The sequence below is a fragment of the Photorhabdus heterorhabditis genome (assembly GCF_018448905.1).
Classification (GTDB): Bacteria; Pseudomonadota; Gammaproteobacteria; order Enterobacterales; family Enterobacteriaceae; genus Photorhabdus; species Photorhabdus heterorhabditis.
In genome coordinates this window covers 51,281-63,936 of record NZ_RCWA01000013.1, presented here as the reverse complement: position 1 = coordinate 63,936, position 12,656 = coordinate 51,281, and the positions used below count along the sequence as shown (strand labels likewise).

13 protein-coding genes are annotated in these 12,656 nt (G+C 35.5%); 12 read left to right on the top strand and 1 reads right to left on the bottom strand.

Going from position 1 to position 12,656, the window contains the following annotated elements; genetic code table 11:
- Nucleotides 1-106 precede the first annotated feature (106 nt).
- The 12 genes from EAE89_RS10420 to EAE89_RS23590 all read left to right on the top strand — a co-directional run bounded on the left by EAE89_RS10420 (nt 107) and on the right by EAE89_RS23590 (nt 9,951).
- Nucleotides 107-877 (top strand): glycosyltransferase family 2 protein, encoded by a 771-nt coding sequence (locus EAE89_RS10420; RefSeq protein ID WP_214085767.1) that lies wholly within the window; start codon nt 107-109, stop codon nt 875-877.
- 111 nt (nt 878-988) lie between these two features.
- Nucleotides 989-2,173: a hypothetical protein gene (locus tag EAE89_RS10415; protein WP_214085766.1), complete on the top strand. Its 1,185-nt coding sequence runs from the start codon at nt 989-991 to the stop codon at nt 2,171-2,173.
- Nucleotide 2,174: 1 nt separating this feature from the next.
- Nucleotides 2,175-3,047: a hypothetical protein gene (locus EAE89_RS10410; protein WP_214085765.1), complete on the top strand. Its 873-nt coding sequence runs from the start codon at nt 2,175-2,177 to the stop codon at nt 3,045-3,047.
- The gene (locus EAE89_RS10405) at nt 3,032-4,417 is read left to right on the top strand and encodes an AMP-binding protein (RefSeq protein ID WP_214085764.1); all 1,386 of its coding nucleotides are present in this window, start codon (nt 3,032-3,034) and stop codon (nt 4,415-4,417) included. Before EAE89_RS10410 ends, EAE89_RS10405 begins: the two co-directional genes overlap by 16 nt.
- A complete protein-coding gene (locus EAE89_RS10400; RefSeq protein ID WP_214085763.1) occupies nt 4,396-4,617 on the top strand; it encodes a hypothetical protein in 222 nt (73 codons plus the stop codon). Before EAE89_RS10405 ends, EAE89_RS10400 begins: the two co-directional genes overlap by 22 nt.
- A gap of 300 nt (nt 4,618-4,917) precedes the next feature.
- The gene (locus EAE89_RS10395) at nt 4,918-5,988 is read left to right on the top strand and encodes a nucleotidyltransferase family protein (RefSeq protein WP_214085762.1); all 1,071 of its coding nucleotides are present in this window, start codon (nt 4,918-4,920) and stop codon (nt 5,986-5,988) included.
- The gene (locus EAE89_RS10390) at nt 5,981-6,745 is read left to right on the top strand and encodes a Fe(II)-2OG oxygenase family protein (protein WP_214085761.1); all 765 of its coding nucleotides are present in this window, start codon (nt 5,981-5,983) and stop codon (nt 6,743-6,745) included. The genes EAE89_RS10395 and EAE89_RS10390 overlap by 8 nt, the downstream gene beginning before the upstream one ends.
- Nucleotides 6,742-7,827 (top strand): DegT/DnrJ/EryC1/StrS family aminotransferase, encoded by a 1,086-nt coding sequence (locus tag EAE89_RS10385; RefSeq protein WP_214085760.1) that lies wholly within the window; start codon nt 6,742-6,744, stop codon nt 7,825-7,827. Before EAE89_RS10390 ends, EAE89_RS10385 begins: the two co-directional genes overlap by 4 nt.
- Nucleotides 7,821-8,291: a nucleoside-diphosphate kinase gene (locus EAE89_RS10380; RefSeq protein ID WP_036773716.1), complete on the top strand. Its 471-nt coding sequence runs from the start codon at nt 7,821-7,823 to the stop codon at nt 8,289-8,291. Before EAE89_RS10385 ends, EAE89_RS10380 begins: the two co-directional genes overlap by 7 nt.
- A 243-nt stretch (nt 8,292-8,534) precedes the next feature.
- Complete coding sequence (locus EAE89_RS10375) at nt 8,535-9,188, top strand: HD domain-containing protein (protein WP_214085783.1); 654 nt, start codon at nt 8,535-8,537, stop codon at nt 9,186-9,188.
- A 199-nt stretch (nt 9,189-9,387) separates the two neighbouring features.
- The gene (locus EAE89_RS23595) at nt 9,388-9,663 is read left to right on the top strand and encodes a plasmid pRiA4b ORF-3 family protein (RefSeq protein WP_339423195.1); all 276 of its coding nucleotides are present in this window, start codon (nt 9,388-9,390) and stop codon (nt 9,661-9,663) included.
- 75 nt (nt 9,664-9,738) lie between these two features.
- On the top strand, nt 9,739-9,951 hold the full coding sequence (locus tag EAE89_RS23590; protein ID WP_244866347.1) for a hypothetical protein: 213 nt from the start codon (nt 9,739-9,741) through the stop codon (nt 9,949-9,951).
- Between the two features lie 475 nt (nt 9,952-10,426).
- On the opposite strand, the gene nagE is transcribed toward EAE89_RS23590, so the two are convergent.
- Nucleotides 10,427-12,454 (bottom strand): N-acetylglucosamine-specific PTS transporter subunit IIBC, encoded by a 2,028-nt coding sequence (gene nagE, locus EAE89_RS10365; RefSeq protein ID WP_214085759.1) that lies wholly within the window; start codon nt 12,452-12,454, stop codon nt 10,427-10,429.
- Between the last annotated feature and the right edge of the window lie 202 nt (nt 12,455-12,656).

Genomic DNA, 12,656 nt, shown 5'->3' with positions numbered 1-12,656 from the left:
CCATACTTTGTGAATCGTGTTTCTGCATTGATAGTGAAATGTAAAAAATATAATGGTAGTTAGTATCATATATGTGTCCCCAATTTAATTATATGAGGGAAAAATTATGAAAATTTCAGTAATAATTCCAACAATTAATAGGCCATCAATGCTACTGAATGCAGTTAACAGCGTTAATTCACAGAAATTCTTGAATAAAGAAATTATCATAGTTAATGATGCAGAAAAATCTATTGGTAACATTTTTTTACATATACCTAATGTGACAGTTATTGAAAGTAACTTAGGTAAAGGTCCAGGTTTTTGTCGAAGTATTGGATGTAAACATGCAAGTGGAGATTATATAACTTTCCTAGATGATGATGACATAATGTTACCTAATTATTTGGAAAGATTACATAATGAAATTTTAAATAGCGTTGATAAATCTTGTTTTTATTGGTCAAGCGTGAAAGTTTTAGATCGAGTATCCGAATCTTGTGTAAGTCAATTCGATATAAAATTTCCTATTGAATATGATAGTTTTTCAGATTTGGTAGTGACAGCTTTAAGGATTGGAACTGGATATGGACTTACTTGCGCAAGAGAAGCACTTAAGGATATCGGATACTTTAATCCAAAATACAGATATATAGAAGATACAGAACTAGTTATTCGCTTGCTAAAGAACAATATTCATCCGGTACCTATAAATCAGATTTACATTGAGGTCAACAAGCATTCTATTAATCAGTTAACATCAAGTAAATTCAATGAAAAAAGAATTAAAGAATGTCACAAATTACTTTGTGAACAGTCTGATTTTTTCGATAAATTTCCGACAGCAAAGGCACAGCTAAATAGACAAATATTAAGGTTGGAAAATGAAGTGATGTGAATTTACAAATGAGTTGTATTCTATCTACTGACGGTAGTTAATTAAGAATTAATTACCAACTTGCACTCTAGTGTAATAATTTATTAATGATAAACCCGTTTGGAGTGAGTGATGGATTACTACTTAAATATACTATCAAATCGAGTTACTTTTATAGATCGCCGTAATTCTGAGTTTTACAAATGGCTATCAACAACACCAGAATTTCATATATATGGTGATGATGCAAAAGAAAAACTCAATTCTAACTTATCTAGGCTGTCGAAAATATGCCCTGAGTTATTTGTTCACTACACGATAACAACTGACTTGCGTGTTAAACCTGTAGGTGAAGTAAAAATAAAGATAATGGCTTATGAAGATTATGAACATGAAATGTTATCTGATTATAATTTGATAAAACCACTTACTTTATTTTTAAAAGAAACCACTAATGGCTTAAGTTTTTTCTTTGCCGTAAATCATTTCTTATCTGATGCACTTTCCAATGGAATGATTTCAAATCTGTTATCTGGAGAGGATACTAACTGGGATTTATATGAGAAGAACCATATTAAAAACTTTGTATCTTCTAAACTGGGTAAGAAATCAAGAAATAACAAATATAATTTAGGTTTCATAAAAGAATATTGTGAGTTAAAAATTCATAACTCTGAGAAATCAAGATTTCCAATTAGAGATATGAAATTAGAGTCCAGTACCTCAGTTCTTCGTCATAAAGTTTTAAGATCTACATCAGACAATATGATTACAGCCCATTTAATTAAAGCCATTGCATCGTCATTTGATGAGTTTTTTGGAGGAGAACACTTATATATAGGGTTAAATCAACATGGAAGAGAACCTACTTATTCGATAGATCCTAGATATACATTAGGATGGTTGAATGAGATACGGCCGTTGATAATAAAAAAGAGCGAAAATGGTTACTGTGTCAATGATATCAGATCCAGAGTGCTAATGAATACTCTATATGGTGGCGATACTAATACTCTGCTTGCTAGTAAAACTGAATATGGAGAGGTTGGTATACAATTCCCATCAATTTGCCTAAATGTAATAAATAAAAAATGGTTTATAGGAAAAATTAACACACAGTACAAACATAAAATTTTAGTCAATGATCGTGGAGCATGTCGAATTATGCATATAGGTATTGGACTTATTATTGATTCTGAATATTGTGATTTAATTCTAGACTTCTCTTCTCTTGATTACGAAGAGTATTATATTAGAGGGTTATTTTATTTGTTAATTGAAAATTTTAATAATTCACATAATCTAAATTTTAAATAATATGATAAACGCTAAATACGATATATTAAAGAATATTCTTTACAAAGAATCTGGGATAAACCCTGATTATTTGGATATATATAAAAAAGGCTTTAATTCTAGAGATGCTGTCAAGTATTTCTTGGTTAAGAAGCCCGGAGAACTAATAAGAAATCCAATTAATGGAGCTCCTGTTTTAACATTCATGTCATATGAGCAATACTTTAATAGTTTAGGAGTTAATATTACTTATGATGATTTGAGTCATTATTCTCTAGAAAAGAATTGTTTTAGAGTGATTAATCCTTGGGGATTTGTAGGCATACAGATTGGTGAGTCTGCTTTGTTCTCTTTAGGAGTATACAACCCTAAAGATATGGAAATAAATGGTAGAAATTATAAGGTTTACTATGATTTCGTTCACCCTGAATATATATGGAAAGGAAATAATAAATTCGAACTATTTGACTATCCTAAAGGTGAATCATTCATATGTACATCATATAATACATGGCAAGGTGATTTTACAGGAAAATTTGGGGTTAATAATTTGCAAGATCTATATGAACCAAATAAACAGACCACTATTATTTATGCCATATGGGCTAGCGGGATTAATAAATTATGTAACCTTATAGGTATGAATTTTGACTTGGTTCACTTAGTGAAATATATAAACAATGAAAAGAAGTTTCCTTTTGAAGTGTCCGAAAGTGGTATTCTCGCAGCTATTCATTTAGTTGGCCCATATAAATTATTTGAAGTAATAGGTAATGGTGGCTTTATAACTGACGAAATAGGAACAAGTGCTTTCTCCTATATTGAGGGATTTTCATTCTTGGAGATTGATCCCATGTTCAATCATGTAATGGAGGAACTATGTCATTCAATGTAATTGAATATTTGTACTATTCATCAAATAATTTTTCTCAGTCTATTTTTTATAGAGACCATCCCATTGAAATTACATATGGTGAGTTCCTTTCCAAAGTTGTTTATTTTTCAGATTACTTCTCTGAAGTGATAGAGAAAGTAGTTGCTATTGATATTGAAAGAAAGGATATAAATATGTATTCTGTTTTTTCGGCAATGTGGAAAAACAAGAATACGATAGTTCCTTTGATTTCAGATTGGGATGATGAATATAAAGAGCGAATAATTAATGCAGTTAAAGCTGATATCAGGCTCAATCAAGATCTTAGTGTATATCATATAAAACATAAAGCAGATAGAAACGATTCAGTTATTATGCCAGCAAAAACTGCATACATATTGTTCACATCAGGATCTACTGGTTTACCTAAAGGAGTTCCGATTACACATTTAGCCTTAAAACATTATATTGATAATATCTATGAAGAATTGGAAATTGAAAAAGGCATCGAACGATTAACTAATACATTTTCTCCAGCTTTTGATCTTTTTTATCATGATCTATTTCTAAGTTGGAAGAGTGCAAGCTCCATAACTCCTGTAGAAACCAAAAAAATTGGACAATTACTAAATAAGGTGGAAAATAATAAACTCACTTATTGGTTTTCTGTTCCTACACTCGCTCAGATGCTGATTTCTCTCAAACCAAAATCACATCAACTGTCTAGTTTAAAAGTTTCTTTGTTTTGCGGAGAATTATTAAGAAAACACGTCGTAACCTCTTGGGCACAAATATCTAATTGCCAGAAGATATTTAATTTATATGGACCAACTGAAACAACAATCGCATGTATGATAAGTGATGTGGGTATTGAAGGCCCACCTAGTCTTGGCCGAGCTTTAGGGGATATGTCATACAAAACTGAGCATTTATCTGGCAATCTATATAAATTATTATTGTCAGGACCTCAAATTTTTAATGGATATATAGGTACTTCAAAGAATAGCTTTGTGAAAGTCGATGGTAAAGTGTATTACGATACAGGAGATTTAGTAACTATATTAGATGGTGAGGTATATTTTGAGGGAAGAATAGATCGGCAGACTAAGATTATGGGGCATAGAGTTGATCTTCAAGGTCTTGAAGAACAATTAAGAGTAAAGAACAATAATCCTTTGGTTTTTGTTGTTCTTTATTATGACAAAAATATAGATTGCAATACTGGAATTACAATTTTTTATCAACCTAAAAACGAAGGCGAAATATTTGATTGCGGATTCATTAAGAATGTTAAAGTGAAAGGAATTTTTTGTATCGAATCTGTACCTACATTAATAAGTGGAAAAGTAAATTATAAAAAGTTGGAATTATGGGCAAAAAATCAAATTTAGATATTGAAATAATAGTAATTGAGTTTATGAAGAAATCTGAAATAAAATCACTTGATGACTTGGATTCATTTCAAATTGTTTCTTTGATTATTAATTTGGAAAATGAGCTTGATATCAACCTACTAGATGAAGATCTTACGTTTGATGATTTTTCTGATATGAATTCAATTATTGTCTTAGTAAATAAATGTCTTATTTAATGTGTTTTATCAACTTATCATAAATTGGTTAGGAATTGATAAGGTTAATGATAAAGGAAAGCTCTATATAATGGGCATGAGGTTAATGTTTTTTTATGTGATTTTATAATTCATAAACAGGTGTAAATAAGCTTAGATTGTGCAATGAAATTATTGTAATAATTACATCCATTAATAATATTGTTTATTTCAATGGTTCTATGAAATAGAATATATGTAACAAGAGAAGGTGAACAAAGTATCAATTTGCATTAGTTTTTATTCCATTCTATTTGGCTTTTTCTTCGAGGAGAAGAAACAATGAAAAAATCTAAAGTAATTGATTCATACTATAATTATTGTCTAAATGGTTGGTTGCCTGAAGCAATTAAGAAGTACATATCGGTCTTAAACAAAGAGTCTGCCTTCCAAGAGAAGATTCTATCAATGTTTGTATATGCAACCGGCCAGAGTAGCGAAGAGTATTGTCATATTGAAAATGAAAAGAGAGAAAAATCGATCGTACTTAACGATATCGCTAAATCCTCAGAACTAAAAAATTCTGTTCTAGTTTTGAAGGGGTTATCTGTAGAGCGCTTTTACCATGAAAGTGCCTCGCGATTCGCTTTTGACGCAGATTTGGTAGTATTAGAAGATCACTTACCATTGCTTGATGCTTTGTTGATTAAGCATGGGTACGATATATATTTCAGTACTATTTGGATAAAAGATGTTGTTACAGAAAAAGTTTATAAATCATTCCGATATACGAAAGGGAAAGATGATGATCGTGGATTTGAAATCCATGTTGATCACTACCCAATCGATGATAATGGTTCGAGAATATTACTACAGTCGTTATATTCTGGCTGCTACAACACTATTTTGAGAGGGACATATGTCAATGTAGTTAGTGATCTTAATTCTATATTGATAATACTTATTCAAATTTACAACAAAGATTATTTAACAATTAGGGACTTTGTGGATCTTCTCATTCTGCTTGAAAATAGCGATTTTAAAGCATGTGAGCACATAGTGAGAACACTAATTAGTTCGCATGGATTAGGTCCTGCTATTGCAAAGCTTCGTAAATATATTGAAGCTAATGAAATTGATGTTAGCAAGTATCCAAGTGGTGCGGACATAGTCAAAATGGTTTCATGGGAACTTAGTACTCCGGACGTTTCTCAATTTGATAAAAAGTGCGTTGCATTAATATCAGACGATCCAACCGCCAAATCACGAGAACTGTTTGATAGGGGCACTCCTACAAGATTCTACCGTTTGTTTAAAAATGAGAAGGTAGACGAAAGTAATAGCTTCAAAATGGAAACAAATATTGGTTGTTTTTACGGGCAAGTAACAGGAGATTTTGTTGTCTATGAATAACACCAAAATACTCTTAGAATTAAGTGCTAAAGGTTGGGTGTGTGTTGATACACCTTCATGCCTTGGCCACAGTGATGATATGTTCACTAATTATATTCGAGACACTATAGGCATGCATACCTTCGGCTTTCGGTCTGAGATTTTAGGGGATGTCGCGTCTATCCTATCCCCTAAAGAAGGTATTGTTCAATCTAGAAAAAAGTTAAGAGGTCACACTGATGCAAGCTTTCTTCCATTCGATACCGAGTGGAAGAAAGTTAGAGGTCTGTCGATAATCCCAAACTATGTAGCACTTCTTTCTATTTGTGGCAGTGATGTGGGAACCACAGTCTGTCATATCGAAGAAATCTTATATCACATGAATGATGATGAAATTTGCGAGCTTAGTTCACCAAATTATGTATTTGAGTGGCAAAAATCATTTGTTATGGAGTCCAACGAGTTAGATAGTTCTTGGAAGCCTATCCTTCATTTTTCTGATGGTTTTTTTCAAGTTCGATTCTCTAACTCAATAAAGACTTATAAAACAGAGAAAGCAAAAAAATGTGCGATAAAGCTTTCTTCATTATATCAACGCTTGTGCCAGAAGATTGCGTTGAAAACCGACCAGTTACTCATCGTAAACAACAGAAGGTGCATTCATGGTCGAGAGTTTATTTCTGAGGAAAGCTTTAGTAGAAAGTTGCATCGATATTACCTCTATGAAAAAGAGGACCTAGTGGTTAAAACGGATATTAAGGGGATTGTATTACCATGAAAATTAATGACAGTTATAAAAAGAAACCTCATAGCAACGATCTGATTGAGCTGGAAAAAGTATTGGATCTCGGTAAGCTTTCAGGGAAAAGTGATACTGTTGAGCAATTTGAGAAAAAAATAGCAGAGTTGTTCGAAGTTGATGATGTAGTGTGTTGTTCTAGTGGAACGAGCGCACTTATTGCTAGCCTAATGGCTGAAGACATTTCTGCTGATGATGAAGTTTTAGTTCCGTGTTATACGACGATACCTACAACGTTCCCGATCCTATCAGTTGGAGCTAAGCCTGTATTTATTGATACCAAAACGTCACATACAACTGAACTATCGATTGACGATTTACTAAGTAAAATAAATGATAAAACTAAGGCTATAATAGCTGTCCCTCTATGGGGATATCCAGTCAATTATGATGAGATTGCTGAAGTTTGTAAGAGTCGAGGCATCATTGTTATTGATGACGCTGCGCAAGCTCACTTCAGTACATTTAAGACTGGTCGTCTGGTTGGAACTTTCTCTGATTATGGTTGCTTCTCGCTTCATGATAAGAAAATCCTTTCTACTGGAGAAGGTGGCTTTATCATTCCTTCGTCTCCTCAAAGAACTAAGCGTTTGCGAGAAATAGTCAACCTTGGGAACCTTAATGGCTTGTCATTTGGCTTGAATTTCAAGCTAGGTTCACTCCAAGCGGCTTTAGGTATCTCAAGATGTACACGAGTGTATGATGAACTTACTATTCGTAGAGAAAACGCCGAGAAAATCAAGGAGGGCATAGTGAGCACGAGATTTGAAGAAATTGATTGCCTGGGACAACCTAACTACTACAACCTAGTACTTAAAGATAAAGATCATAGAGACCTTGGCAATGTTCATGAGGTACTAAAAGATATGGGATTTGAAACGGACTTTGTAAAATATGGGGAGGCTAAGTATAAGTTTGGTATCCTCAATAAATTTTATGATGGCAGTATTGAGAAAGGAGATACTGTCCTCAAAAACCTGATAACCATTCCTACCCATCCAGATCTTTCTCAGGAAGGAATCGACTATATAATTGAAATTCTGGAGAAGGTTTCATGCTAGAAAAAAGCTTTATTTTAATCAAGCCGGATGCTGTTCATCGAGGGCTTGTAGGGAAAATTATCACTGAGTTCGAAGAAAAAGGATTCAAAATACATAATATCCGTTCTTTGGTGCTAAATGACGAAGACTTCTACTTCTTATATCCCAAAATTTTGGGTAAACCCTTTCATAAGCAGTTCAAAACGGTAATGCAGTCAGCTCCATCAACTTTGCTGGTTCTGAGTGGACATAATGCTTTAGGAAGTATATTTAACTTCGCCGGAGCTTACTCAAACCCAGAAGAAGACACTACACGTTCAATAAGACAAAAATATAGTGTCTGGACAGGTGCAGATGTAATCCATAGAGCAGCTGATTCCAACGAAGCGGTGAAGCAAATTGCCTATTTCTTTGATGAAGTTTGCGAGTATAGACATAATAATGAAGCTTTTATGGCTAAAGAGTATTGGGAGCCTAACGTCTAAAATAGCTGGTTCTGTCCCTTAGTTCAATGAAGTGAGAGCTCAAATGAAGTTATCCTACCAACATTATCAGTTCTGTTAGAATAAAGTTGGTAGGTACATCTTGACCTGACCTCGAGAACTAATGCTAAATTTCTTTAGTAATAACCGTTATGTTACTGTTGATTAATCCTGTTATTGTGGTCGTTACAAACTCAGACAGAGTTGGGTAAGAGACTTTTTTCATTCATTGGAGAGATTTTGACTATATTATCTTTTTCACCTTTTGAAAATTTAGCTCAACAATTGTTACCTATAGCTATAGAAAGCGATGACGGTGCTCATGATATTGCTCATCTCTATCGAGTATGGAGAAACGCACAAAAAATTTGTGAAGCAGAATCTGGTAACTTGCGGCTCGTATTCACCGCAGTGTTGCTGCATGACTGTGTAAGTGTTGAAAAAAACTCGCCAAACCGTCATCTGGCTTCTCGTATGGCGGCAGAAAAAGCAGCATTAATATTGAAAGAGTTAAAGTGGAGTGAGGAAGATATTACCGCCGTTTGCCATGCCATTGAAGCACATAGTTTTTCTGCGGCACTAACCCCCAGAACATTAGAAGCTCAAATAGTACAAGATGCTGATCGGTTGGATTCTATTGGTTTGATTGGTGTTATCCGCTGTTTTTATACCTCTGGCCGCATGGGTTCTTCATTGTATGATTTTCATGATCCTCTGGCAAAACAGCGTGAATATGATGATAAGACCTATGCTGTCGATCATTTCTATACCAAACTATTTAAGATTGAGTCTGGATTTCAGACTCAATCAGGTAAACAGATGGCCCATGAGAGGGTTGCGAGTATGAAGAAGTTCCTCGATTCTTTTATTGATGAAATTCAGGTTGATCCAACCAATTGAGATTAATGAACAATATTAATGATGACCTGTTATAATAAACTGGATTTTCATAAGCAAGAAAACATGCAGTGACAGAGATAGAGACAGTGACCGGCAAGCTAAGAGAGCATAAAAATTTGTGGGGCACAGTGTTAAATCGGCGATAGAATGAGCAAAGGAACATCATTCTATCAAACACCTCACCATGAAAACTTATATTGTGAAAATCGCCCTTCGAGGTATCAGTCCAATGGTCTGGCGCCGATTCAGATTGTCAGGCGAAACGTCTTTAGCGGCTTTGCACTATATCATTCAGATCGCGCAAGGATGGCAGGATGACCATCTGCATCAATTCCGTATTTATGGCAAAAATTACGGTATTTCCTACGAGGGTGGGATCGGGTTTTCAGATAATCCCTACAAAATTACACTGGATGATTTTGAATTTGATGCCGGTGACCACTTTACCTACGAGTACAACTTTTTCGAGCCCTAGCTTCACGATATCCATATTGAAACGGTTCTCGAAAACTCTCGCCTGAAGTCCCCTTTTTGTCTGGTCGGAAACAGAATGCCCGGTGCCACGTCAGAGGATGAAGCGACGAAAACACTGGCATTACTCAATGCAATTATTCATGCTGATGACACAACACACGTCAGAAAAATCCGCCCATTGATAGATGAACTGGATACTGTCCGATTCAACCGCCGAAAGGTTAATCGCCAATTAAGCCGGCTTAACCTTGATGCACCGGAAATGGAACCCATCGTCATAGGGCTGTAGTGGGTAGGATGATCGGTATCCATAAAGGTATACGTTAAAGTGGCTTCTTTAGCTGCTTTACCACATAAATGCCCCAAGGTTTTTTATGCTCTCTAACCAACAGGACAATCCAGGTTTTCGAAAACGCAATTTTTAGAGATTGAACTGAAGTGAGATTTTTCAGTTTCAGAGAGATTCGAAAAAAGTACTATCAACCAGTGTAAACTCAACCTAATGGTTAAATCTTTTGTTAAGTACTTCTTCAATATACCGCATACCACTTTTTATTTACCGAATTTAATTGTTGCTTCAAGGGTTAATATCAGTTTGGTATTTAGTGATTAAACTGCAACATTCGATCTTATTTACTATATCTACGTTTCGCTTTGTTGGAAAATCCGAGAGGAACACAAGCGGGGCTATGCCAATCTCAATGGGAAGAGAAATCCTCTTCCCATCACTTATTTTGTATAGCTGTTAAAAATCTATTTGTTGTTTATCTCAGTATATCAAACAACTTTGTCTTTCCAGCTTCTACCGGACCTTTTGCCAGAATATTAACACCGATATAATCACCAATATTACTGACAATAACCGGACTAATCATAGAGTTAGCATTAGCATTCAGATAATCAAGATCCAAATTCAGTACAGGCTCCCCAACTTTCACGATTGCGCCTTCATTCACCAATCGTTTAAAACCTTTACCATTTAGAGAAATCGTATCAATACCCAAATGGACAATCAATTCCACACCTTCCTCAGTTTCAATACAGAAAGCATGATTGGTATCGAAAATTTTCACAATCGTGCCAGACACTGGTGCAAGCACAATATTCGATGTTGGCTTGATAGCAATTCCATCACCGACAATTTTGCTAGAAAAAGCTTCATCAGGAACTTCTTTCAAATCAATTAGCTGACCACTGACTGGCGCAACCAGAGTTAGGAAAACCTCACCTTTATTTTCAACTTTCTTCTTTTTTAATATTGCCTCAGGTTGATGATTTTCAGTCACAGCCGCTATCGGCCCCTTTGCCAAAACATCACGCATGGCACTAGCAATCAATTCTGCTCGAGTACCAACAATAATTTGTACACTTTGTTTATTCAGACGAATAATACCGGAAGCACCAAGGTGTTTGACCAAACTGTCATTGACTTGATCAGCATTTTTTACAGATAGACGTAAACGAGTAATACAAGCATCGATACCCACCAAATTATCTGAACCACCAATTGCTGCAACATATTGATGAGCTTCTTTATGGATATCACCCGCTGCTACTTTACCATTTTCGTTCACATCAACATCATAGCCATCTGTTTCACCATCGGCGGCCAGTTCACGACCTGGAGTCATCAGGTTGAATTTCTTAATAGTAAATCTAAATACAGAATAGTACAGGAAGAAGAAAACCAAACCTTGCGGGATCAGCATGTACCAATGTGTCGCTAGTGGGTTACGGGAAGATAGCACCATATCCACTAAACCAGCACTGAAACCAAAACCAGCAATCCACTGCATCGTCGCTGCGATAAACACAGAAATACCTGTCAAGATCGCATGCAACACATAAAGCACCGGGGCAACAAACATGAAAGCGAATTCCAAAGGTTCAGTAATACCCGTGAAAAACGCAGCAAATGAACCCGCTATCATAATACCAGCAACTTTGACTCTATTTTCAGGACGTGCACAGTGATACATCGCTAATGCAGCACCAGGCAAACCAAACATCATAACGGGGAAGAAACCAGCCTGATAACGACCAGTAATACCCACAATTGCAGTGCCATCTACAATGGATTTCTGACCACCAAGGAAGTTAGGAATATCGTTAATACCAGCAACATCAAACCAGAATACAGAGTTCAGTGCATGATGCAGGCCAACAGGAATAAGCAAACGGTTGAAGAAGGCATAGATACCAGCACCTGTAGCACCGAGATCTTTAATACTTTCGCCAAAAGTTACCAATGCATTATAAACCACCGGCCATACATACATCAGGATAAAAGCAACCAAAATCATTAGGAAAGAGGTAAGGATCGGGACCAAACGGCGGCCACTGAAGAATGACAACGCTTTCGGCAGTTCAACACTACTAAAGCGGTTATACAACTCAGCAGATATCACACCAACCAAAATGCCAACAAATTGGTTATCAATTTTACTAAAGGCTTTTGGTACATCGTCAATCGGAATACCCAAGATCAGAGATACCGCTGCCGGAGAACAAAGCGTAGTTAACACTAAAAAACCGACAAAACCTGTCAGGGCTGCCGCACCATCCTTGTCTTTGGACATACCATAAGCGACACCAATAGCAAACAACGATGGCATATTCTTAATAATGGCTTCACCCGATTTAATCAGCAAAGCCGCCAATGCATTATCAGCTCCCCACCCTAGCGGGTCGATCCAGTAACCTATCCCCATTAGTATTGCAGCAGCAGGTAATGTAGCAACTGGCACCATCAATGCCCGGCCCACCCTTTGCAAATAATTCAGAATGTTCACATTACTCCCCCTTATTATCTTCAATTATTGGAGTTTTTTTACCGCTTATAAAATTAATCAATAAGAATATTTATTCTACAATTTTCAGTGTAGGAGATTTATTTTTCGTCGCAAATTAATTAATAACAAAATGTGATGATAGTCACTATATTATCCATAAATATGGTCAAAATGCTCGCTAACACACAAATCTTATTTTATT